This window comes from Pasteurella canis (genome assembly GCF_900454865.1).
Classification (GTDB): Bacteria; Pseudomonadota; Gammaproteobacteria; order Enterobacterales; family Pasteurellaceae; genus Pasteurella; species Pasteurella canis.
The window spans coordinates 1,553,003-1,578,450 of record NZ_UGTV01000015.1 but is presented as its reverse complement, the minus strand read 5'-3'; the positions used below and the strand labels follow the sequence as shown (position 1 = coordinate 1,578,450).

Below are 25,448 nucleotides of genomic sequence, written 5' to 3'. Positions count from 1 at the left end.
AAGAAAAGAGTCAGCATAAATTGTGTAATGCTCAATATTTTACTCTGCTATGTCATGTTCTCTAGGATAAATTGCGCCTAAACTCACCGCACTTTTTGCTCCCGTAACACTAGGTAAATTGGCAGGTTTATCATTTAAACGTTGATAAGCCAGCCAAGCAAAAGCAGCGGCTTCTACATCATCACCATTCAAACCATAATCATTTGTCGTTTCAACTCTCCAATCGGGTAATAACGCCACTAAACGTGCCATGAGCAATGGATTCTTCATGCCGCCACCACAAACGAGCAAATAACGAGGTAACAGCGTTTGGATTTGTTGAAGTTGTGCCACGATACTCTGTGCAGTCAATTCAACTAGTGTCGCTTGTACGTCTTGTGGTCGAAGTGCGGTATGTTTTGCTAGTTTTTTGTTGAGCCAAGCTAAATTAAATAATTCTCGTCCTGTGCTTTTTGGTGGGGAGAAAGTAAAAAAAGGCTCATCTAATAAATCTTGTAGTAGTGTTTGATTGACTATGCCTGATTTTGCCCATTCAGCGTCTTTATCATAGGCTTTAGATTGATGTTTTTCAATCCATGCATCCAACAGTGTATTACCCGGTCCCGTATCATAACCAATCACTTCTTCATTTGGCAGTAAACATGAAATATTACTGATACCACCGATGTTTAGTACGACTGTTGCTTGATTAGCTTTAGAAAATAAAGCTTGGTGAAAGGCAGGTACGAGTGGTGCACCTTGTCCTCCAAATGCCATATCTTTACGGCGGAAATCTGCTACTGTCGTAATCCCTGTTTTAGCTGCAATTAAATTCGCATCGCCAATTTGCATGGTAAATGGATATTGACCAGTAGGTGAGTGCCAAATAGTTTGTCCGTGACAACCTATAGCAGTAATTTGTGTAGCGGTAAGTTGGTATTTTTGTAAGAATTGTTTGATACAATCTGCATAGAGTAGGCCTAAACAATGATCTAACTCACCTAAAGCTTGTAAGGTCGTTTCGCCTGTATTACACAAAGTAGTAATTTTTTGTCTTAGGAGTGTTGGCATCGGATAAAACTCAGCATGAACAAGCTGAGGCTGAGGCGTAGAGAAATCCATTAAAGCGAGATCGACGCCATCTAAACTTGTGCCAGACATTACACCAATATAGTACATAATCTCTCCTTATCTCTCTTTTCTCGACAGTATGCATCGTATTGTAAAGTATATTTCAAACCATAAATAAACGGTTAATGATTATTTATAGTAAATGAATCACATTAATGCAGTTTATAATTAGCCCAATGCCAACTTATCAGATTGGTTGATTAAAAATAATTATTTAATCCATTCCACTACATCATCAAAGGCTTGGCGAGTTTTATCTCTTGGTTCATTTAAACGATAGCCGAAAGCGACCATCACACTGAGTTTGTACAATTTAGGATCGTAAAGCCCTTGTTCAACAAAAACTTGATCCATTTTTTCTAATGGAAACCCCTCTATTGGTGTTGAATCAACTCCGATCATTGCTGCACTTGTGAGCATATTTGCCATTGCAATGTAACTTTGACGGCATGCCCAATGATAGAAGGCATTTGGATTTTCAGTTAAAGCAAAGTCCTGTTCAGTAAAAATCCGATAGAAGTTTTGGCGCATTTTACGCATTTCTTCTGGGATTTTGTGAACATCTTGCATCATATATTGTGCATATTCCCCATCAGCAAGTAATGTATCAGGTTGGCGGACAAGTATTACCACAAAATGGCTACAATCGATCACTTTCTCTTTTGCCCCCCATGCAATATCACGGATAAGCTCTTTGATTTTTTGATTTTCAATGACTAAGAATTTCCAAGGTTCAAGACCAAAAGAGCTTGGGGAAAGTCGACCTGTTTCTAGAATAAAACGGAAGTCTTCGTCACTAATTTTCTTACTTGGATCATAAGCTTTACAAGCATGACGGTAGTGGAAAGCGTTGAGAATATCTGTTTTTGAAATAGTCATGTTGGTTTCCTTATAGTTTATTTATCGGGACTCGTCGATGACGATTTACGTTATTTATAGGTTCATATTAGGGATTGAAGATTCTTTGCCATATTACATGATGCAAACTAATTTATATGAACACTATATTATGAGCGTTATGAATAAAAGTGCGCTCTATTTTTCAACATTTTGCTTAGATGATCCGAGAAAACTGCTGTCTTTTTGCTTGTGCTCTTGAATAAGTATCAAAACATAAACAAATATTCCGAATTAATAAGCGTCCTTTGGCAGAAACTTGGATCTTATCTTCGCCAATTTCTACTAAACCATCTGCAGCTAATGGTGTAAGGAGTGCTAAATCCTCCGCAAAATGCTGTTTAAATTGAATGTGATATTGTTGTTCAATCGGATGATAATCTAGTTTAAAGTTACAAATGAGTTGTTTTATGACATCACGACGTAAACAGTCCTCTTGACTCATTACAAAGCCTTTATGTAACGCAATACCAGTATTATCTACCGCCGTATAATAATGTTTTAATTCTTTTTGATTTTGTGCGTAAGTATCGCCTAATAAACTAATTGCAGACACACCTAAGCCCAATAAATCGCATTCTTCTTGGGTGGTATAGCCTTGGAAATTGCGGTGTAGTACACCTTGTTGCTGGGCAATTGCTAACTCATCATTAGGTTTCGCAAAGTGATCCATACCAATGAAGGTGTAACCTGCGTTACCGAGTGTCTCGATCATGTTTTGTAAGATTGTTAATTTTGTTTCAGGAGCTGGTAGTTGTTCATTTTTAATTTTGGCTTGACCAGCAAAGCGGCTGGGTAAATGAGCATAGTTAAACACACTTAAACGATCAGGATTGAGTGCAATTACTTTTTGTAAGGTAAACATAAAGCTTTCTACATTTTGTAGAGGTAATCCATAAATCAAATCGAGATTAGTTGATTGGAAACCTAATTCACGAGCACGTTTTAGTAATGCTTCAATAAAATGTTCATCTTGTTCACGATTGACTGCTTTTTGTACTTCTTTATTAAAATCTTGCACTCCCATGCTCATGCGATTAAAGCCAATATGACGTAAATGATCGAGCATAGGTAATTCAATTTCACGTGGGTCTATTTCAATGCTGATTTCTGCATTAGGGGAAATGTTAAAATGCTTACATAACATTGTCATTAATCGTGAAGACTGTACTTCAGTCAAATAGGTTGGTGTACCTCCACCCCAATGCACTTGCGTAACGAGTCGGTTTTTAAATAAGGGTGCGCGTGTTTCGATTTCTTTTTCTAAAAAATCTAGATAAATATCCGCTTTGTGTTGGTGGCGAGTAATGACTTTATTACAAGCGCAAAAATAGCATAGTTTATGGCAGAAAGGAATATGAACATAAAGGGACAGTGGGCGTTCAGGATAACGTTGTGCTGCTTGAGTAAAATCCTGATTTGTATAACTTTCATTAAATTCTAACGCCGTTGGATAAGATGTATAACGTGGACCAGAATAGTTATACTTTTGAATTAATGCTGAGTCCCAAATAATTTCGGACATGGTTTCCCCTCAAAATTAAATATGTTCCATATCAGCGAGTAGCTGATGAATCTCCAACAAAATTTGTTTTTCTAAATCTGCTTCAGCACTTTCACGTTGCAAGTCTAAGCGCATACGCTCATTTTTCTTTAATTCTCGACGTTTCTCATGAGTTGGCATATCCATCACAACTTCATAGAGTTGGTTCATCGCTTGATAGTTTTTCAGCTTTTTACCTAATGGATCCAACAACATTTTGAGTCGAAGTACGCCTTCAGAATGATTACAATCGCCATTTTGCATTGCTTTGGCAATAATCACAATACTCTCTTTGAGGCGCTGAGTTCTCGCTGTACGAGCATGTTGAATTGCTTTTTTCTGTTTTTGTAACATGAGTAGTAGATAGCCCGCATAAGCGACCATCACAACAATAATCAGCACTGCAATAATGATTAAAAAAGTGGTCCACATAATGATTATCTAAATTGGTTAATATCGATTTTCTCGAAAGTTCGGTATAAATCTTCTTCATTATCTTCATCGTCATTAATACCGAGTTCATCCATTAATTGAGCGATACGTTCTAAGCAGTCATCGACAAATTGTTGATCTTCTAAACTTAATGTTTGCCCTGCCTCTAATTCATCTAACAACTGATTCAAACATTCATTATTTTCCAGTTGTTCTAATTCTAGCATTGGATCCAGTTGTTTCGTTTTTTCTTCTAATTGGACAGCAGGAATTGTCATTCCTTTTTCAGGTTTGTTTACAAACTCAACAATTAGTGGCACTTTTTTACGACTACCAATGCGTGGATCTTTTTTCTCTATGCTTTGATTATAGGTATTATTATCGACTGCACTATGGCGTGAGCCTGAAGCTAACCCTTTATGTTTACGTTTCTTTTTATCTTCACGAGCCTTGGCATCTAATTCATAACGCGTTAGTTTTTTGCCAGTTTTTCCCTTAGGCATCTCTATTTTTTTATCTGTTTTACGTGCAGGCATAATATCTGTTACGCGACGTGTTTTTTTCTTACGAGCCATGTTGTTTTCTCTTTCTCTATAATTGATTGAAGATTGTACCATTTAAAACCATTTTTACTTAATTAAAACTCAGGCTTTACTTCAAATAACATGCTTTGTTGGTTAATTGGGTGAGTAAAAGCTAAGCTTTCTGCATGTAAGCATAAACGTGTAGATAAAGTTTTAGCTTGAGGTGGGGCATAGAATTTATCACCCAAAATAGGGTGTCCTAAAGCTAGCATATGTAATCTTAGTTGATGGGAACGACCAGTAATTGGCGTTAGTCTTACTCTTGTAGTATTGTCGGGATAGCGTGCTAAAACTTCATATAATGTGACCGCACTTTTACCACGCTCAAAACAGATTTTTTGGCGAGGGCGGTTTTCCCAGTCACAAATTAAAGGTAGGTTGATAACGCCCTGATCTTGTTCTATATGTCCCCAAACTAATGCTTGGTAGTGTTTCTTTGGTTCTCGTTCACGAAATTGGCGCTTTAGTTCGCGATCAGCTGCTTTGCTGAGGGCAAACAGAATAAGTCCACTAGTTGACATATCCAAGCGGTGTGCGGGCTCACAGAATCCGTATTTTTCTTTTACACGTGACATGGCACTATCATAATACTGCGGTTGATTTCCAGGAACAGAGAGCAGTCCGCTAGGTTTGTTGATGACGACAAAATGATCGTCGTAGTGAACAATATCCAGATAAGGTTCTGTGGGTGGATTGTAAGTGATTAAAGCCATTTTTTTCTGTTTTATATGCAGTGTGTTATTTTCTTTTTGTCTAAACAACGTCACTAAAGAAATCCCCCGTTGACTACGTTTTCTTCATTCGAGTCTATTTTGATAGAAAACGGAGCGTCGCGTTGGAACAGGTTATATCGGGGATTTTCTTTTATATTTACTATTTATTCAAACTTATATAGATACAAGTATTATCCTTGTACGACTCGTTAAACGTGTGGTGATTTTCTAATGTATCATTCTTTGTTACTCACAATCACACGTAAGCTATCTAAACGCCATGTGGCTTGTTTTAGTTGAGCAAGAGACTGTGTACGGATAGCTTCGAGCGCATCGATTTCAGCTTGGCGGATATTTTTATTGACCGCTTGTAATGCAGTTAAACGATCTAATTCAGTACTGAGAGTATAATCTGCAAGCTGTTGTGCATTGTGGATAATTTGTTCCGCTTGTGCAATGACTTTTTGCTCACTTTGTTTTATTAGTTGTTCAATATTAGCACGCACCATTTTTACGACTTTGTTTGCCATGTTTTTACCAATTGGTTTCAACTGTTTTTGTAACGCATTGAAAGTCACTTGTTCAGCGAGATTATTGCCTTTTTGATCCAATAATAAACGAATAGGTGTAGGTGGCAAGAAACGAGTGAGTTGTAAGCCTTTTGGCGCTTGTGCTTCAACAACATAGATCATTTCAAGTAAAAGTGTTCCCGCAGGTAGAGCTTTATTAATTAATAAACTGACGGCACTTTTGCCAATATCGCCTGAAGTAATTAAGTCAATACCGTTGCGAATCATAGGATGATCCCAGCTTAAAAAGTCGAGATCTTCACGTGCAAGTGAAAGTTGGCGATCAAAAGTAACTGTTGTACCTTCTTCTTTTAAACCCGGAAAATCTGGCACAAGCATAGTACCTGTTGGACTAATAACAATTGATTTTTCACCTAAGTCTTCTTGTTCCAGTCCAATAATATCAAATAGATTTAACGCAAAATTAATTAATTCTGGTGAGCTATCTTGCTGCTCTATATCGCTTGCAAGATGTTGTGCTTGTTCGCCCCCATTAGAATTTAATTCTAATAAACGATCACGACCTTTTTCTAAGGCCTGTTTAAGTGCTATTTGCTGCTTACGTGTCTGAGTAATGAAGTCATCAAAACCATCAAGTTCGGTTGGTTTTTGTAAAATTTGATTAAGTTGTTGTTGGTATTTTTCAAACAATGTCATCCCCATTGGACAGGTTTCCTCAAAGGCATTTAGTCCTTCGTGATACCAACGAGCGAGAACGATTTGTATACTATCTGCAAAACAAGGGACATGAATTTGAATATCGCGTGTTTGTCCAATACGATCTAATCGACCAATACATTGCTCTAATAAATCAGGGTTATCAGGTAAGTTAAAGAGTACAAGGTGACAAGCAAATTGGAAGTTACGCCCTTCTGAACCTATACTTGAGCTGAGTAATACCTGAGCGCCCTCTTCTGTCTGAGCAAAATATGCAGCAGCGCGATCACGTTCGATAATTGTCATTTTCTCATGAAAAACAGCAGCACGAATGGCTTCTTTTTCACGTAATGCTTGTTCCAATTGAATCGCTGTATTAGCATGGCGACAAATCACTAATACTTTTTCATCACGGTGATTTTTTAGAAAGGTGATGAGCCATTCAACTCTTGGATCAAAGTCCCACCAACGTGCCTCAGGATTGAGCTTCTGGAACATTTGTTCGGGGTAGAATGCGTCTTTTTCGGCGATTTCACCGAGCATTGTTAATACATTGGCTGCATTACTATATTGCTTGGGTAAAGCTAAGGTAATTTGGTTGTAGGTGCGATGTGGGAAGCCTTTAACACCTTGGCGCGTGTTACGAAATAGTACGCGACTTGTACCATGACGATCAATTAAATTATGTATCAACTCTTGGCGAGCAAGTGCTTTGTGTTCTGGGTTAGCTTGAGAGTCAATGACTTTCAACATTGGTTCAATGTCCTGCTCCGCTAATAGCTCAGCTATATGATTTTTTTCTACCGCACTTAATGGTTTATCTGCTAATAAACTCTGTACAGCATCTGCGACAGGTTGATATTGCCTTTGTTCTTGTACAAAGGCATTGTAATCATAGAAACGATCAGGATCGAGCAAACTCAAACGGGCAAAATGGCTTTCTTGACCTAATTGTTCTGGCGTGGCAGTGAGTAATAAGACGGCTGGAATTTTGCGTGCGAGCTGTTCCACAAGTTGATATTCTAAGCTTGGGTTGTCTTCTGACCAAGCCAGATGATGCGCTTCATCGACAATCAACATGTCAAAGCCTGCTTCAAGCAGTTGTTCTACTCGTTTTGGTGTTGTACGCAACCAATCTAGAGCACAGATAATCTGTGATTCAGTAGTGAAAGGATTAGTCCATAATGCTGAAGTGGGATCTTCAAAATCAGCACAGCGTTCTTCATCGAATAAAGAAAAATGCAAGTTAAAACGACGTAGCATTTCAACTAACCATTGATGCTGCAGCGTTTCAGGGACAATAATCAGTACACGTTCCACTTTTTCAGCAAATAACTGCTGTTGTAAAATCATGCCCGCTTCAATTGTTTTGCCTAAGCCTACTTCATCCGCTAATAACACACGTGGTGCACTACGTTGACCTACTTCTTTAGCAATATGTAATTGGTGGGGGATCAGTCCTGCACGAATACCACGTAAACCACGTAGAGGAGATTGAAATTGTGCTTGTTGATGTATTAATGCGTTATAGCGCAAACTAAAATGTTCATTACGATCAATTTGTGCAGTAAATAAACGGTCTTGAGGTTTGCTAAACGTGACTTGATGAGCTAAATCCATTTCATGAATCGTCACTTCTTCATAATTATCAAGACGTTTAACTAAATAAAATGCCACACCTTTGTTTTCTAAAATATCTAAGATGCGTCCCTTCCAACCTTCTTGATGGATAATTTCATCATTAACTTGAAATAAAACGCGTGTTAAAGGTGCAGAATCTAATGCATAAATACGTTGTTCTTCTGAGGCAGGGAATAAAATTGTGACACTACGTATATCAATATTTACAATGATTCCTAAACCAAGATTATTTTCACTTTCACTGATCCAACGTTGACCGACTGCAAATGCCATATGTAATTACTTTCTCTTATTGCTTTTATAAAAAATAGCCAGCTATTTTAGCGATGTTAAGTTAAAAAATAAAATGAAATATAGGAGTTTATTAGGCGTAGTAAAAAAGGATAAATTTATCTCATATGTCACAAAATGCTATTTTATTTTAATTTTTGTTGATTAAATGTAGCTTATGATTGACATGTTATGGCGAAAGTGTAAAACTTTTGTTCATGTTTTAATATGTTAACCTTTTTTCTACTATTTTTGACTTAACGAAAATACGTTTTTTGTATTAACAAAGTGAGGTAATTTATGATGAAGCTCAATTTAGAGGCGATTAAAAATGAATTTTTAGGGGGCTGGAAACCATTTGAAGTTGCTTGGCTTTCTCTCTTTTTAATTGCACAGATCGTCATTTACATTCAAAACCCAGAATCAATTTTAGCAATGGTATCTGGTATTGCAGGGATTTTATGTGTTGTGTTTGTGAGTAAAGGAAAAATCAGTAATTATTTCTTTGGTTTGATTTTTGCTTATACCTATTTTTATGTGGCTTGGGGAGCAAACTATCTTGGTGAAATGAATACCGTGCTTTATGTATATATCCCTGCACAATTCATTGGTTACTTCCTCTGGAAAAATAATTTACAGAAAGAAACTACAAATACAGAAAGTGTGATCAGTAAATCTCTCACTTTAAAAGGTTGGGCGATTACATTAAGTGCAATTGTAATCGGGACATTATTGTTTGTACAAGCACTTAATGCTGCTGGTGGTAGCTCAACAGGCTTAGATGGCTTAACAACAATCATTGTAGTGGTTGCACAGTTGCTTATGGTTCTACGTTATCGTGAACAATGGATTTTATGGATAGTGCTTAATGTGATTTCTATTGTGCTTTGGACACAGGCCGAAGAGGGATCATTATCTATGGTTACAATGTATTCTGCCTATTTATTAAATTCTATTTATGGTTATTATAATTGGCGTAAACTTGAGCAAGTCTAAATTAGGTCTCACAAAAGGAGAATGCCATGTCTGTGACAATTATTTCCGCACAAGATGCACAACAGCGTTGTCTTGCTGGCGCAGTTTTAGTTGATATTCGCCAACCTGATGAACACCGTCGTGAACATATCGCTGGAGCAAAATCTATCCCATTAGATGAATTAAAACAGGGGCTTTGTACGCAGCTGAAAGATGAAAAAGTGATTATTTTCCATTGTAAATCAGGTATGCGTACACAAAATGCACAGGCAATACTAGCGCAATATACTGACTGTGGTGCAGAAGTTTATATTGTTGAGAAAGGCATCGACGGTTGGAAAGCGGCGAATCTCCCCGTTATATTTGATAAAAAACAGCCACTAGAAATGATACGCCAAGTACAAATTGCCGCAGGTACATTAGTATTATTAGGGGCAATTTTAGGTTTAGTCGCCTCTCCTTATTTCTTTGCTATCCCAATATTTGTTGGTGCAGGTTTAATTTTTGCAGGCGTCACAGGTTTTTGTGGTATGGCGCGCTTATTAGCCTTCATGCCGTGGAATAAATAGTCTGATATTATCCCCTCTTAATTCTAATTAAGGGGGATTTTTTATGCTCCAAAATGTTTCTCCACTTCTTATTTATTAAACAATAAGTCTATTTTGATATTATTTTAATCACTACCAAATAAGCAAATTGGAAATTATCGAACGAGTTTGATTTAGAAATAAAGTATTTAAATATCAAGTGGATAGTTTAAAATTTAAGGTAAAATTCGCGAGTAAGTGCGATGAAATCGGGGTGATATTGGTTGTTTTTATCGTAAATCATTATCTGGCTTTTTTGAGTTACGTGAGACTGTGTGGAAAAAGTCAGTAACAAACGTTGTGGTGATTTACCTTGTTTGGTGATGACTTCGCAGTACTGCGTACAATAAAGTGCGGTCTGTTTTAACAAAGTTTTACCAGCTTCATAGGGAAGGACTAAACTTATTTTACCTTGTTCAGTAAGACAATGAGTGGCGAAATGAAGCCAATCAGCATGTGTTTGTTGTTGAGCATAACGTGCAAGCTGACGCTGTTCCGTGCGACAAGCTACACCTTGTGGAAAATAAGGCGGGTTGGCAACAATTAAATCAAAATTTTCTTGTGTATTGAGACAAAAGTTTGCCACATCTTGTTCTAGTAAACTCACTTTTGCTGCCCATTTTGATTGTTCAATATTGGTTTTTGCTTGTAAAAATGCGTCGTGATCTAATTCAATAGCCCAAATATGGCTTTCTACGTTACTACGTTGTGCTAACATTAAAGCAATTAAGCCTGTACCTGTACCCAGATCTAATATTCGTTTAGCTTCTTTTACTTCTGCCCAAGCGCCTAATAAAATACCGTCTGTCCCTACTTTCATCGCACAGCGATCATGATGGATATGAAATTGCTTAAAAGTAAAACCATTATTTTTAGCTGACATAAATTTCCTTAAAACAGCCCGCACTTGCTATACCGTTTTTCTTCATTTCGTGATAAGTACAAAGTACGCTATAATCTGCCACAATTTTTCATTAATAGAAACTCACAAACCATGACATTAGCACATTTCGACGATTTTGATCTTGATCCTGCCTTACTTAAGGCACTGAAACAAAAAGGCTATATTCGCCCTACTGCTATTCAGCAACAAGCCATTCCTGCTGCAATGGAACAACGAGATATTTTAGGTTCTGCACCAACAGGAACGGGCAAAACGGCGGCCTTTCTTTTACCAGCCATTCAACACTTATTAGATTATCCTCGTCGTAAGCCAGGTGCGCCACGTGTTTTGATTTTAACACCCACACGTGAATTAGCGATGCAAGTGGCAGAACAAGCAGAGATATTCGCAACCTTTACTCACTTAAGTATTGCGACTATCACTGGCGGCGTTGCTTATCAAAATCACGGTGAAGTGTTTAATAAGAATCAAGATATTGTTGTTGCAACACCGGGGCGCTTATTACAGTACATTAAAGAAGAAAACTTTGATTGTCGTTCCGTCGAAATTCTTATTTTTGATGAAGCGGATCGCATGTTACAGATGGGGTTTGGGCAAGATGCAGAGAAAATTGCTGCAGAAACGCGTTGGCGTCAACAAACACTGCTTTTTTCTGCGACATTAGAAGGGGAGCTGTTGATTGATTTTGCCTCTCGTCTATTAACCGAACCTGTCCAAGTAGATGCCGAACCAAGCCGTCGTGAGCGTAAAAAAATCCAGCAATGGTACTACCATGCAGATAGTTATGAACATAAAACTAAGCTATTAGCACGTTTTATTGAACAAGAACAAGTATCACGAGGTATTGTATTTGTACGTCGTCGTGAAGATACTCGAGTTTTATCTGAAACCTTGCGTAAACGAGGTATTCGCTCGACTCACTTAGAAGGTGAAATGGCACAAACGCAACGTAATAATGCGATTGATAAGCTAAAAAATGGCATCGTTACTGTATTAGTTGCTACAGATGTAGCTGCACGTGGTATTGATATTGAGGATGTTAGCCATGTAATGAATTTTGATTTACCTTACAGTGCAGACACTTATTTACATCGTATTGGGCGCACTGCTCGAGCGGGAAAAAAAGGTGTTGCTGTTTCGTTTATTGAAGCTCATGATTACAAATTGTTGGGCAAAGTTAAACGCTACACTGATGAACTATTAAAAGCACGTACTATTGAAGGTCTAGAGCCTCGTACTAAAGCGCCTAAAGATGGTGAAGTGAAAACAATCAGCAAAAAGCAAAAAGCACGAATCAAAGCAAAACGAGAAGAAAAGCAAAAACAAATACAGCAGAAAAAAGTAAAAATACGGCATAAAGATAGCAAAAATATTGGTAAGCGCCGTAAACCCAGCGGACAAGTCAGCCAAACTGATTAATTTATTATACAGGTAACCCTTTTTTCTTAATGAGTTTTTTATCTAATAAAATCAAAGGGTTATTTTTATAGCTAAAAAAAGGGTTTTTGTATATAAAATGTGCAAAAGCTTGATAAATATTGAGGTCTGAATTAAACTGCCAAAGCTCACTGCCGCATAGGCAGCTTAGAAAAATCAGAAGCTGTAGGATTGTTGAAAATTCTTGCTCACTGCCGCATAGGCAGCTTAGAAAAATTGCTGCATTAAGCGGTCAACCGCAGGCGAGCTCACTGCCGCATAGGCAGCTTAGAAATTTTTATTGTTTATATTGCAGTAATTTGTTTTGCTCACTGCCGCATAGGCAGCTTAGAAACACTTTCACTTTGTTATCAGTGCTTTTCCCATGCTCACTGCCGCATAGGCAGCTTAGAAATCTGGCGTGTTGCAGTCTTCAAATGTTCTAAAGCTCACTGCCGCATAGGCAGCTTAGAAAGGAACTCGCATTTTAAACGTGAGAAGTTGCACGCTCACTGCCGCATAGGCAGCTTAGAAAATTATCTTTCCATTGATGAAGTTGAACTTGAAGCTCACTGCCGCATAGGCAGCTTAGAAAAATACTAAAATTCTCCAAAAACACTTGAATAAGCTCACTGCCGCATAGGCAGCTTAGAAAGAAACTTGATTTCAAGAGAGAAAATAATCCACGCTCACTGCCGCATAGGCAGCTTAGAAATCGTAAATCGCCAAAAGAAAAAGTGCTAATCAGCTCACTGCCGCATAGGCAGCTTAGAAAAACGCGGGCGCGGCAGAATAAGAATGATTTACGCTCACTGCCGCATAGGCAGCTTAGAAAATTATTGCGAAGCTTGCAGAACACTACAAGCAGCTCACTGCCGCATAGGCAGCTTAGAAAAGAGGAACAGATTGAACTTTTTCAAACATTTTGCTCACTGCCGCATAGGCAGCTTAGAAATGCGACTTGTACTTTCTGATTCGCGCCGGTCAGCTCACTGCCGCATAGGCAGCTTAGAAAATTAAGACCAAGCCAAGCAGATCTTGATACATGCTCACTGCCGCATAGGCAGCTTAGAAAGCATATGCCGAATAAGTCGCCATACGACGGTTGCTCACTGCCGCATAGGCAGCTTAGAAATTGAAATGCACGAGGAAGCTGGCACTAAAGAGGCTCACTGCCGCATAGGCAGCTTAGAAAAGATTTAGTTGTTCTTGATGATATTGAAAACGGCTCACTGCCGCATAGGCAGCTTAGAAAGAACTGGATTAAAGACGATGATTATATAAAGGGCTCACTGCCGCATAGGCAGCTTAGAAAAACAAAGACGTATTTAGCGTGTTTGCCTTTTTGCTCACTGCCGCATAGGCAGCTTAGAAATAATTTTAAAGCAAGTTCTGAAATTCCGTTTAGCTCACTGCCGCATAGGCAGCTTAGAAAGCTTCATCCTGCCCGTGCTTACCAATAAACCAGCTCACTGCCGCATAGGCAGCTTAGAAAGAACAACAAAGCGGGCTATTGCACACAAATCAGCTCACTGCCGCATAGGCAGCTTAGAAATGTTTCGTTATCCAGCGACTGAATCAAGCGCAGCTCACTGCCGCATAGGCAGCTTAGAAAAACGAAACCAATGCTCACTTGATTTCCGTTAGGCTCACTGCCGCATAGGCAGCTTAGAAATTGCGGGTAAAAAAATCGCTATTAACCGTCCAGCTCACTGCCGCATAGGCAGCTTAGAAATTATCAATGCCCTGCAGATGTTTTGACGGTCGGCTCACTGCCGCATAGGCAGCTTAGAAAGCGTGGGATAATCGTGTTTTCTGTCACCCTCAGATCACTGCCGCATAGGCAGCTTAGAAAACTTCCTCCCCCGCCGAATTTTTGACGCGTTTGCTCACTGCCGCATAGGCAGCTTAGAAAATTAACCCATCAATTATGTTATCAAGTCCCGTGCTCACTGCCCGCATAGGCAGCTTAGAAAGTGCGAAGGGAAAAGTGCGGTGGTTTTTGTCGGCTCACTGCCGCATAGGCAGCTTAGAAATCAAGAAAGCATTATTTTTAAGTTGACATCTTGCTCACTGCCGCATAGGCAGCTTAGAAAACATGGGTATTTAAAAGCGATTGGCGGTACATGCTCACTGCCGTATAGGTAGTTAAAGACGGAAAATAAAGCATCGGATACTAATTGTTGTGCAAGCCAGTTTAGTTTGTTTTGTCTATTTTATCGTTGTACATTTTGTTTTTAACTTGATAAGAAGAACAAAAAGACAGCCGCACTTTTGTCGGTATGTAAAAGTGCGGTTGATTTTTCTTCTGTTTTATAACGCGTTATTGGGTTGCTGGGGTACCGTATTTTTGTGCTAACTCGTTATTTAGTTGTGTAAACTCATCAGTGATTTTAAGTAGTACATCTCTTTTCACCAATAATGCTTGCCCACCAGCTTCGGAAGGATTTTGCTGTAGTTTTACATTATCTGTCATTAGTTCTGATGAAGTAACAAGTAAGATTTTTGCTTTTTCTTTTAGAGCACGAACTTCTGCACTATAAATAGCTAATGCATCTAATTCTTTTACAATACTATTAATTTCTTTTGAAAATGTAACTAATAGAGTTTCTAAGGCTTTTTTGTCACCTGATTGCAAAATTTCAACTAGTTGTTGGTTTAATTGAGCCACTTTTTCATTTTGTGCAAGTTGAAATTCAGTAAAGAGAGCAAAATCTGCTTTTGGATCAACTTGTACATGCGCTGTCGATACGTTTCCTTGTGTTTTTTCTTGGCTACTTGTGAACTGGTCACAAGCGACTAAAGACAATGCGCAAAGTGTGATTGCACTGATTTTTGATAGTCTATTCATATGGTTAATCCTTAAAATTTTATCCAAATGGCTAGTATTAATAGCCGAGTTAGTACTATACACCGCTTTGTATAAGCTGACAATTTCCTTGTTTTATCTAGGGGAAGCTTATTTTTATAATTAAGTTGGATTATAATTTGAGAACATCATTTTATTAGTTAATAAGAGAATATTATGGAAGCTAAAGCATTAAGTATCGTTATTTTAGCGGCGGGTAAAGGTACGCGTATGTACTCGGATTTGCCTAAAGTACTGCATAAAATAGCAGGAAAACCTATGGTAAAACATGTGATTGATACAGTGAAATCAATTCATGCTAAAAATATTCATTTAGTTTATGGGCATGGTGGGGATGTCATGCAACAACATTTAAAAGATGAGCCAGTGAATTGGGTATTACAAGCACAGCAACTAGGCACTGGGCATGCAATGCAACAAGCCGCACCGTTTTTTAATGATGATGAAAATATTTTAATGCTATATGGTGATGGTCCACTTATCCGTGCAGAAACGTTACAAAAATTAATTGCAGCGAAGCCAATAAATGGTATCGCATTATTAACTGTTATGTTAGATGATCCGACAGGATATGGGCGTATTGTGCGTGAAAAAGGCAATGTAGTTGCTATTGTTGAACAGAAAGATGCCAACCCTGAGCAGCTAAAAATTCAAGAAATTAATACGGGTGTATTAGTGGCTGACGGTAAGAGTTTGAAAAAATGGTTAAGTCAGTTAACTAATCATAATGCGCAAGGGGAGTACTATATTACGGATATTATTAGCCTTGCTAATCAAGATGGTTGTCAAGTTACGGCGGTACAAGCTGAGGATTTTATGGAAGTAGAGGGTGTGAATAATCGTCAGCAACTTGCTCGATTAGAACGTTATTATCAGCGTAAACAAGCGGATAAATTGTTATTAGCAGGGGTAGCTTTAGCGGATCCTACACGTTTTGATTTACGTGGTGAACTAGTACATGGTAGAGATGTGGAAATTGATATTAACGTTGTGATTGAGGGATACGTCAAATTAGGTAATCGTGTGCGTATTGGTGCAGGCTGTGTATTGAAAAATTGTGAAATTGGTGATGATGTAGAAATTAAGCCTTATTCTGTATTAGAAGATGCACAAGTTGGTCGTTTATCTCAAGTGGGACCGTTTTCACGTTTACGACCAGGTGCAACATTAGCTGCAGAAACGCATATTGGTAATTTTGTTGAAATTAAAAAAGCGAATATTGGTCAGGGTTCAAAAGTGAATCATCTGAGTTATATAGGTGATGCTGAAATTGGGCAAGATTGTAATATTGGTGCAGGTGTGATTACTTGTAATTATGATGGGGCTAATAAATTTAAAACGGTGATTGGCGATAATGTATTTGTGGGATCTGATGTACAATTGATTGCGCCAGTTACAGTGGAAAATGGTGCGACAATTGGTGCAGGTACGACAGTAACTGACAATGTATATAGTGGCGAGTTAGTAATTAGCCGAGTACGACAGCGCCATATTACAGACTGGCAACGCCCAACAAAACAAGGAAAAAAATGACCGCACTGTATTGTAATAAATGATAGATCATAAGAAATGTAATATAGGCATACAGTGTATGTATGCCTAATTTTTTATAGCTAGATTAATTCGCTAACAGTGATGAGTTAATGTTAATTTGAATAAAAAAGATTAGTTGTTATTGTTTTTTCTCTGCAGAGAAAGTACCCATCCAATCATATCCTATTCCTGTGCCAATGATATATTTACGATCATCTTTATTTTTGATTGAATCAATGAACTTGATGTCAAATAGACTCACATCCTCTTGAGCAATACCAGATTTGTTTGTTGGGGTAAATAATAAGGAATTATGTTCTCCTTTTGTAATATCAAATATAACTTCATTAGATTCTTTTATCTTAGTAACAGAGCCACTAATACTTCCATTATTATAGTTTAATGTAATATCCGCATATTGGGCCTTATGATCCTCGTCAAAATTTGAAAAATTAGTATAAATAAAACTATTTTTTCCTTCATATTTAGCATTGAAATCAGTTGGTAAGGATTTGTTATTAATATAATTTTCATTTATACCAGAGAGAATTTTAACTCTTTTCTTTTTATTCGGCGTATTGTTATAAATACTATATCCATAATAAGCGAGATCGATCTGATTTTCTTGTAGTAATGTAATCTTATATTCGTGCTGATTGTCTTTATTTTTATTTTCGCCTACTGAAAGTGAAATGGTGGTTATTTTTTCTTTTTCTTTAGAAGAATTGGTTTTGCTGATGTTTTCGATGGTTATTTCATTTGGTTTTTTTATATTATTAGTTTTACATACGCCATAAACACATTCTTTCCCTACCCACTTTATAGAATCTTTTTCTTTATCTTTGGGAGCGGTTTTATTTATAGGTGGTTTCTTGTTAGATTGCATATCGGAGTGATGATTAGGTTTGTGGCTACCACAAGCAGAAAAGAGAGTAGATAAGCTAATAAGTAAGCTTATTTTTAAAATAGATTTTTTCATTTATTAAAGTCCTTTTCGTTTTTACATTAAAAATTATTTATATCCTTAAATAATGTGTTTCTATTTTACCTTGATTTTTTTTATTATGTATAGAGAGAATAAATCTGTTTGCTTAAATGTTATTTATGTTATGGCGATTTATTAATCATTTTTTTATGCAAAAAATAAAAATAAGAGATTAATTAAAAGGGTTTTTTATGATAAATATGAATATTTTTTGATATAAAATAACATTATAAAATATAAATGGAATAGAGAATAATTATTTGTCTGATTAATTAATGAAATAATACGTTAGAGGAATAACGCGGATTTAAAATACATTTAATTATTAATTCCCCCTCTCTAAAAAAGAGGGGAAAGAATACAAAACTTAATTAAAATGGAGTTCTAGTCCAATCTCATTTAAGAGACGTTTTTCGGCTTTTAACTCGTTATGCACTAATGGTGTGTGGGTTAAATAATCATTCGCAAAAGTAACCTGCCAATGACTTAAAGAGCGGTCTGTTTTCAGCGAAATTCTCTCGGTTTTCTCAGTGGCTTGGCGAGACTTATTCAGCATGATTGCTAAACGGAGTAAACGTATTAAAGCCAATACATCTTGTTCGTGATAGCGAGAAAATTTTGTGAAATCACTAAGCTTGAATAAGTTAATTTGATAACGTACTAGAGTTGTTAACAAGCGCTGCTGCTCTTTATCAAAGCCAGGTAGTTCGATATTTTGTAAAATATATGCAGAATGCTTTTGCATTCCTTTATGGTTGATCACAATGCCAACTTCATGCAATTTAGCTGCCCAAAGCAAAATTTCGCTCATTTCTTCGGCGAGCTCAGGTTTTTGCCAATGGGTGTACTGTGAACCAAGCAATTTTGCACTTTGATACACTCGTTCAGCCTGAGCCAGATCAATTGCAAATTGCTCAGCCAAACCTAGGGCAGTACGTTGGCGGATGTTGGTCACTTGGAAGTTCTTTTCTAAGCTATACATTACGCCTTCACGTAATGCCCCATCGGAATAGCGCATTTGTTGAATGTCAAATGTTTCAAACACGGCACTTAAAATAGCTAAGCCAGGAACAAAGACATCAGCACGTTCTTCAATGAGACCAGAGAGCTTTAATTCATCAAAATGAGAGCTTTGTAATGTGCGCTCAATCAGTTGGTTAAGCCGTTGTGGTGTGATCATGCCATTTGGATCAATATTCGACATAATGACTTGATAAACTGTCTTGATAGTACCTGATGAACCCAGCACCACATCCCAACCTAAATGACGATATTCAAAGGCTAAGTCTTCAATTTTCATAAGTGCTGCTTGGCGGGCATGATGAAAATGTTGTTGGCTAATGACGCCATTAGGGAAAAACTTTTTAGCAAAACTGACACAACCCATATGGCGACTTTCAGCGAGTAGGGGTGTAAAATTTTCACCGATAATCATTTCAGTAGAACCACCACCAATATCTATGACGAATTTTCTGCCTGTTTCAGGCTGTGTATGCGATACACCAGCATAAATTGTTTTTGCTTCAGTTTTACCTGTAATGATGTTAATCGGATAAGGGAAAACAGCTTTAGCTTGGCGCAAGAATTCTTGATTATTGACTGCGCGGCGTAAGGTATAAGTTCCAACAACATTCACATTCTCAGGCGCAAAGCCTTGTAGGCGCTCAGCAAATAAGGCTAAACAATTTACCCCACGAGTGATCGCAGCTTGGCTTAACACATCATTCTCATCTAATCCTTCAGCTAATTGGACTTTTTGTTTTAAGCGCGACAGAATTTGAATAGAGCCATTCATAATACGCGCGATAATCATGTGAAAACTGTTGGAACCAAGATCAATTGCTGCTATTTCTTTCACTTCAGTGCGAGTGAGCGGTGTCAGTTCGGTTACTTTTGCTATCAGATTTTGGTTATTCATAGGATTCCTTAAAATTCAAATTGATAAAGCAAATCAACGGCTTGTGTTACACCTGAAACTGATTGCAAATAAAGTTTTGGTAGCAAGCGATAACGTACAGTAAACTCAGCTAAACCATCAAATAACCCAACGCCATATTTAACTTGTAAGCGTGGTGTAATATTTCCACTTACGACTACTTTAGAGCTGTCACCTACTCCTTGTGTACCTAAGTTGAGATCTTGGATACCAAAAGCCTGACCTAGACCACCAACCGCTTTCCCACTTTTGGCTAAGCCAAGACCTAATAATGCTGCACCAATTGAGCCACCAGAACCTGCTTCACCACTATTTTCTAGCGAGCGGCCTGTGAGTACATAAGAAAGTGCTTGATCTTGTGACATCCCAGGTTCAGAGAACACTTTAATTTCTGGATTCTCAGCAAGACCCAATACTTTGATACCTGCGATAATACCAGACGTATCCATGGATTCAGGATTTCGGATCGCTTCGATATTTAACATTGGTTGTGAAGGTTGACCTGAGAAACTGATCATGCCTTTACGGATCAGTAAATCTTGCCCGAAAGAGGCATAACGCCCATTACTTAAATAAACCTGACCAAATAGCCCTAAATTGCCTTTCTCTTGTTTGACACTCAGTAAACCGTGTAAATTGGTTTTTAGTCCATAGGCGTTAAGATAGACATCTCGTCCGATATTAATTTTTAAGTCAGAAAGAATTTCCATACCTGATTTAGTTTTTGCAGGTAAGTTGGCTTTCATTTTAGTTTTAGGCTTCCCATCTAAGATGACTTCATCTGCACTGACTGATACGGCGGTTTCAGGTAAACTTTCAATTTCTATTCTTGCCCAAGGAATATCAATATTGCCAGATAATTCTAAACGTTTTGGACTTGCTTTTATTTCAATATTCGGGCTAATTTTAAGTTTTGCTATAGAGGGAATATCTACTTTAAATTGTTCTGCTTGAGCATGTAAGCGTGAATTCCAATTCTCTAAATTTTGCCAGCTTGCTTCGCCATCCAAGTTGAGGCGGCTATCTGGTGTTTGTAAATGCCCACGTAAAGTGGAGCGGTTACCCTGAAAATTCAATGCGAGTTCACCACCATTAATATCAAATGGCAGTGACTTCATTTTGGCAGTCAAATTATTAATGTTGAATACCCCGTTGAGACTTGGTGTATTCAATGAACCACCGAATTTTAAATCGGCAGTAATATCACCATGGAGTTTTTCATTATTTGAAAGCAATTGGTTAATTAAACTTAAATTGAGTTTATGGATAGTGAATGTACCACCTAACTGACGTGTTTTTGCTAAATCTTTGATTTCTAGATTAGTACTAATATTGCCTTGTTCTTGTAAGAGTAAGTTAGATTTAACGGTTAAATTGTTGTTTTGTAAATCTGCATTGACAGTCAATTTGGGCATTGTCAACTTAAAGGTTCTATAATCAATTTTTTGTGCTAAATGTAAATTATCTCCACTGAGTTGTACTGTCAATTCAACAGGTTTATCTGTAAACCATGCAACATTTCCCTGACTTTGTAACTGACCCGTTAATAGTTCTTGTTGGATAAGTTTATTGATCAATGCTAAGTCGAATTTTTTAAGTTGGAAAGGAATCTCTCCTGTTTTGCCAACACGGAAGTTTTGTGGAAAACAAAGTTCAATATTCGGATTTTGCCAACAATGTGCATTGATTTGCATCTGTGCCGTTTCATGAGCGTAACTTAATGGCACATTTTGATTAATATTCCATGGTCCTGCGAGAGATTGAATTGCTACTTGGCTTAATGTACCTTGCCAAATTTGTGTTTTACGGTCAAAGCTACCTTCAATATTCAAGTTTGGAGCGACAGGTGTACCTTGTGAGCTGAGATTTAATTGATGAGCGTGTTCATTCCCTTGTAATGCTAATTTCGCATTATTTAGTTTCACATCACCATAATTTAAGTTATCAAGCTGAAGATCAAGTTGTCCTTGGCTTTGATTTGCCAAATCTACTTGTCCTTTTAATAAGATCTTATTAAGGTTAAATTCATTAAATTTAATTTGGTTACCTATGATATCGGCATCAATTATGGGTTGAGCGATATGACCAGTGAGATTTACTTTACCTTGTAAACTTGCAGATAAATTAGGGACTAAGCCTCGTAAATCAGGTGCATCAATATCGACTTCGAGCTCAGACTCCTTGCCAATAAAGCCTGCTACATTAATATTGTTATTACCATAACTGAGTAATAGTGCTGGTGCTTTTAATGAAGGGCTGTGGAAATTTGTATCCACACCAAAACTAAGAATGCCTTTCATGACGAGAGGGCGATTGGATAAGCTGCCCTGTAAGTCTAATTCTGGAATATCAAATAAGAGGACTTGATCAGTAATAATACCTGTTGAGAAGATGCCACCTGATAGAATTGTCGGTAAGTCAGCAACATAATCGCTTAAATTTAAGTGGCTTAGTTTTAAATCACTGTACCATTGTACACCATCACGCCAGCCAATTTTTCCCTGCATATCAGCAGAGCCTTTTAATGTATCAAGATGTAATTGTTCAATTTCGACTGATTGTAATTCTCCCTTTGCTTGTAAGTGGAGATCTGTTTTTGGCAGATTCATGCCTTGTACTGAGGTATTGAGTTGTAATTGATAGTTAAGTAGGTCACCACTAACATCTAAATTCAGTTGTGGCACTTGCAGTGGATTTGATTCAGCCGTGTTAAACGGATAGCGGAAATCCTGCGCTATTAATTTTAGCTCAAAAGGCGTTTTAGCTTGGTTAAGTGCAATCACTCCATTTACATTTGCATTTAACGCGCCTGTCATTTCGAGCGAAAGTGCGGTCTGTTTTTTTAAACTTCCAGTAAGGGCTAAATTGAGCTGACTTTCTGGTAGCAATGTATTGTTGTCTTGCATCAATTCATGGATATGGCTTTTTACTCTTAATTCAATGGGAAAATTTTCATTGAGTTGTATCTCAGCATGTCCTTGTACATCAGCCAAAGAGCTTTGGATATGAAGTTGATGTAATTTTACTAGATGGTCTATTGCCTCAGCTTGTAAAAGAACTAGAGGGATATCAATTTGTTGCTGATGGCTATTATTGAAGTATTGATATTGCCAATTTTGCCCTTGGATAGCTTTAATTTTAATATCGAAAGGCAGATCGACTTGTTCGAGCTTTGCTAATAATGGTTGAGCTAATTTTTGCTCAAGCTCTGTCCAATCAATAGGTTGTTTTTCTTGATAGGTTGTTGGTGTCTTTTCTTTTTCCGCTTGTGCTGAAACTTTAACTAAAAGTTCGTCAATAGTCGTTGGTTCAAGAATAAAACCTGATTCATTTGTTAAGCTGGCGGATGTTTGAAAATGGGCGAGATCAATACTATTATCATCTATGACTAGACGTAGTTTATTAATTAATAGATTATCGACTTGTATCGAAACTGGTAAATCAATGCGTCGCATTGGTTTAGAAACATTGTCTTTTTTGTTTTCTGTTGCAGGTAAAAGCGCTGTATTTATTTGGATATGTGGTTTATACAAACTGATATCTTTTAGACAAATTTGTAAATGCCATAAACAAGCTAAATCTAATTCTAAGCGTGCTTGAGACAAATGTGTTTTCACTCCAGTCGACTCATAAAAAAGATTATTGAGCGTTAATCCTTCTTGTAAACCACCTTCAATTTTTTCGACTGATAAGCTATCAAGCGATCTATCTGCTAACTGAATGAGCCAACGCTGCCCTGTACTGGTTACTAACAATGTGCCTAAGATAAAAATAAGTAAAACAATGACCGCACTTATCGTACATAATAAGCGGCGCCAAAGTGGTTTTGAGGTTTTTACTTTAGATCTATCTGTTGTCGTTGCAGTATCTATTTCGTCTTTCTTTGTTTGCTCAGTCATTTTGTTGCTCGGTTAGTAGAATGGAGTCACTTAAATGCGTTAAAGTTCTGCGCCAAGTCCAATATAAAATTGAATATTTTTACTATTATCTTTGTCTCGTATCGGAGTTGCTATGTCAAATTTGATAGCTCCCACAGGGGATGCCCAGCGTACGCCCATACCCGCACCATAGCGTAATTCTTTTGCAGTAAACATATTCGCAGCAAGTCCTGTATCTGCAAAAGTAGCTAACCACCAATCAGGATATACTTGGTATTGATATTCAAGGCTACCTGTTAACAAACGTGAACCACCAACTAATTTATTATTTGCATTTTTAGGGGCAATTTTTTTGTAGCCATAACCTCGTACACTGCGGTCACCACCAGCGAAGAAACGTAATGCAGGGGGGATGCGTTCAATATTTTTAGTGTGTAACCAACCTAATTCAAGACGAGTCACTACACGATGATTATGTAAGTAAGTACGTACCCACAAACTAGACCCTTGTATTTTGAAAAAATCCACATCGGACAACCACCAAGTACGTCCTAAATCAACAGTGATATTTTGTGCATCTCCCCATGTCGGAAATAATCCTCCCTGCAAACGAGTACGTCTGAGTGAGGCAGTAGGATAAATAAGAAGCGTTTTATCTTTTACATTTGCTTGAATGAAAGAATCATAACGAACGCGTAAACCAAATGAGTGTTGCCAACCTGCTGCATGGTTCCAGTAGCGTATTGCAGAAAAAGTAGAAGCAAAGGACTCTGTGTCATTTTTATTTTCATTTTCAAACCCAGTTGAGAGCTCATAGTAATAATTGAGAGGGTTTTTCAGTAACGGCATTTTATAGGTTGCTTCTAAAGTTTGTTTGGGTGCCGAAACATATAGATTAGTGCGGAAGCTATGTCCTCGGTTATTGATCCAAGGCTTGGTCCAACCAAGTTGTAAGCGTGGCCCCACATCTGATGCCCAGCCAATCCCAACTTCCATGCTATTTTTTTTACGAGGTTGGAGCAATACATCAACATTCACAATTTTATTTTCTTCGTCTAAATTAGGCTGTAATAAAACAGAACTAAACCAGTTTGAGGAAGTATAGTTGTTTGTTAAGGTAGAAAGATCATTAATTAAATAAGGGTCGCCTTGTTTAATATTAATCATATTACGCAAATAATCTTCGCGTATTTGAGCATTTTCGAAAGTTACTTCGCCAAAATGGTAACGCTCACCACTATCATAGATTAAACGCCACCATGCTTGTAAAGTAGAAGGCATAACTTCAAGGCGTGATAATAAGAAATCACCATCAAAATACCCCCGACTGAGTGCTAATTTCTGAATACTCTTTTTATAATCATCATATGTTTCATGATTCAAAACGCTACCATTTGGAGGTAATTGCTGTGCTAATTTCGTAAATTCAGGATCATTTTTAGCCTCACCTTCGATTTTAACATCTGTTTCTACTAGATTAACGGGTTTACCGAGTGTGACTTGTGCAATAAGAATTACATTTTGTGGCGGGCGGTTTATCAATTCAAAATCAATTTTATTTTGGTAATAACCGTATGCACGTAAAGCTTGATCAATTGCTTCTCGAACTAATTGTTTATGACGTTCTGAACCATCAGCTTCTTCTTTGTCTATTGTTGCAGTATGGATACGTACATTATTATTTAATTGTGTATTTTTAATGCCTTGTATTTGTAGGTCAACTTGTGCATAGGTAGGAGACGTGCTGAATAAAATAGCACTGAATGTGGCTACTGTTGTAGCAAACCATGCTTTTGTATTCCTTAATAATTTCATAGATTCCTCAAATTAAAAATTACTTTAGTGTACCTTTTAAACAGAGGCTTTGGCAACGCAAAGAATGGTAGTTTTTTTGAAAATTTTAGTAAATTTTTTATAGAAAAGCCAATTATAAGAACAATTGGCTTTGT

Annotated in this window: 17 protein-coding genes and 1 CRISPR repeat array; of the genes, 4 read left to right on the top strand and 13 right to left on the bottom strand. The window is 37.4% G+C overall.

Translation table 11 applies throughout. The features are described from left to right. Window positions 1-39: 39 nt before the first annotated feature. The 7 genes from DYE19_RS07935 to rapA form a co-directional block, all read right to left on the bottom strand. Window positions 40-1,158 carry an anhydro-N-acetylmuramic acid kinase gene (locus DYE19_RS07935; RefSeq protein WP_049215621.1) on the bottom strand — a complete coding sequence of 373 codons (1,119 nt, stop codon included), beginning with the start codon at window positions 1,156-1,158 and terminating at the stop codon, window positions 40-42. Window positions 1,159-1,320: 162 nt separating this feature from the next. Next, the gene (locus DYE19_RS07930) at window positions 1,321-1,989 is read right to left on the bottom strand and encodes an NAD(P)H-dependent oxidoreductase (protein WP_115323205.1); all 669 of its coding nucleotides are present in this window, start codon (window positions 1,987-1,989) and stop codon (window positions 1,321-1,323) included. Between the two features lie 175 nt (window positions 1,990-2,164). Continuing rightward, window positions 2,165-3,532: an oxygen-independent coproporphyrinogen III oxidase gene (gene hemN, locus DYE19_RS07925; RefSeq protein WP_115323204.1), complete on the bottom strand. Its 1,368-nt coding sequence runs from the start codon at window positions 3,530-3,532 to the stop codon at window positions 2,165-2,167. A gap of 15 nt (window positions 3,533-3,547) precedes the next feature. Further along, window positions 3,548-3,982 carry a DUF2489 domain-containing protein gene (locus DYE19_RS07920; protein WP_115323203.1) on the bottom strand — a complete coding sequence of 145 codons (435 nt, stop codon included), beginning with the start codon at window positions 3,980-3,982 and terminating at the stop codon, window positions 3,548-3,550. A gap of 5 nt (window positions 3,983-3,987) precedes the next feature. After that, on the bottom strand, window positions 3,988-4,557 hold the full coding sequence (yihI, locus tag DYE19_RS07915; RefSeq protein WP_049215627.1) for a Der GTPase-activating protein YihI: 570 nt from the start codon (window positions 4,555-4,557) through the stop codon (window positions 3,988-3,990). A 62-nt stretch (window positions 4,558-4,619) separates the two neighbouring features. Further along, window positions 4,620-5,279, bottom strand: a complete 660-nt coding sequence (rluA, locus tag DYE19_RS07910) for a bifunctional tRNA pseudouridine(32) synthase/23S rRNA pseudouridine(746) synthase RluA (protein WP_115323202.1) — start codon at window positions 5,277-5,279, stop codon at window positions 4,620-4,622. A gap of 236 nt (window positions 5,280-5,515) precedes the next feature. Then, entirely contained in the window at window positions 5,516-8,419 is a 2,904-nt protein-coding gene (rapA, locus tag DYE19_RS07905) for an RNA polymerase-associated protein RapA (protein ID WP_115323201.1), read from the bottom strand. Window positions 8,420-8,719: 300 nt separating this feature from the next. Here rapA and pnuC point away from each other — a divergent pair, with 300 nt between their 5' ends. Both pnuC and DYE19_RS07895 read left to right on the top strand, forming a co-directional pair. Further along, window positions 8,720-9,412 (top strand): nicotinamide riboside transporter PnuC, encoded by a 693-nt coding sequence (gene pnuC / locus DYE19_RS07900; protein ID WP_049215631.1) that lies wholly within the window; start codon window positions 8,720-8,722, stop codon window positions 9,410-9,412. Window positions 9,413-9,438: 26 nt separating this feature from the next. Further along, entirely contained in the window at window positions 9,439-9,960 is a 522-nt protein-coding gene (locus DYE19_RS07895; RefSeq protein ID WP_115323200.1) for a rhodanese family protein, read from the top strand. 187 nt (window positions 9,961-10,147) lie between these two features. Here DYE19_RS07895 and DYE19_RS07890 read toward each other — a convergent pair whose 3' ends face one another. Beyond that, entirely contained in the window at window positions 10,148-10,861 is a 714-nt protein-coding gene (locus DYE19_RS07890; RefSeq protein WP_115323199.1) for a tRNA1(Val) (adenine(37)-N6)-methyltransferase, read from the bottom strand. A 111-nt stretch (window positions 10,862-10,972) separates the two neighbouring features. Here DYE19_RS07890 and srmB point away from each other — a divergent pair, with 111 nt between their 5' ends. Then, a complete protein-coding gene (gene srmB / locus DYE19_RS07885) occupies window positions 10,973-12,301 on the top strand; it encodes an ATP-dependent RNA helicase SrmB (RefSeq protein ID WP_115323198.1) in 1,329 nt (442 codons plus the stop codon). Window positions 12,302-12,445: 144 nt separating this feature from the next. Next, window positions 12,446-14,213: direct repeats of the CRISPR family, unit length 28 nt; unit sequence GCTCACTGCCGCATAGGCAGCTTAGAAA. 408 nt (window positions 14,214-14,621) lie between these two features. Here srmB and DYE19_RS07880 read toward each other — a convergent pair. Beyond that, window positions 14,622-15,149, bottom strand: coding sequence for a PM1805 family lipoprotein (locus DYE19_RS07880; protein ID WP_115323197.1), 528 nt, complete (start codon window positions 15,147-15,149; stop codon window positions 14,622-14,624). Between the two features lie 174 nt (window positions 15,150-15,323). Between DYE19_RS07880 and glmU the strand changes: the two genes are divergently transcribed. Next, window positions 15,324-16,700: a bifunctional UDP-N-acetylglucosamine diphosphorylase/glucosamine-1-phosphate N-acetyltransferase GlmU gene (gene glmU / locus DYE19_RS07875; RefSeq protein ID WP_115323196.1), complete on the top strand. Its 1,377-nt coding sequence runs from the start codon at window positions 15,324-15,326 to the stop codon at window positions 16,698-16,700. A gap of 139 nt (window positions 16,701-16,839) precedes the next feature. On the opposite strand, the gene DYE19_RS07870 is transcribed toward glmU, so the two are convergent. From DYE19_RS07870 to tamA, 4 genes are all read right to left on the bottom strand, one after another. Further along, window positions 16,840-17,679, bottom strand: coding sequence for a hypothetical protein (locus DYE19_RS07870; RefSeq protein ID WP_115323195.1), 840 nt, complete (start codon window positions 17,677-17,679; stop codon window positions 16,840-16,842). 373 nt (window positions 17,680-18,052) lie between these two features. Next, window positions 18,053-19,603, bottom strand: coding sequence for an exopolyphosphatase (gene ppx / locus DYE19_RS07865; RefSeq protein ID WP_115323194.1), 1,551 nt, complete (start codon window positions 19,601-19,603; stop codon window positions 18,053-18,055). Window positions 19,604-19,611: 8 nt separating this feature from the next. Beyond that, window positions 19,612-23,520, bottom strand: coding sequence for an autotransporter assembly complex protein TamB (gene tamB / locus DYE19_RS07860; RefSeq protein WP_115323193.1), 3,909 nt, complete (start codon window positions 23,518-23,520; stop codon window positions 19,612-19,614). 39 nt (window positions 23,521-23,559) lie between these two features. Next, entirely contained in the window at window positions 23,560-25,314 is a 1,755-nt protein-coding gene (gene tamA, locus DYE19_RS07855) for an autotransporter assembly complex protein TamA (protein ID WP_115323192.1), read from the bottom strand. Window positions 25,315-25,448: the final 134 nt, after the last annotated feature.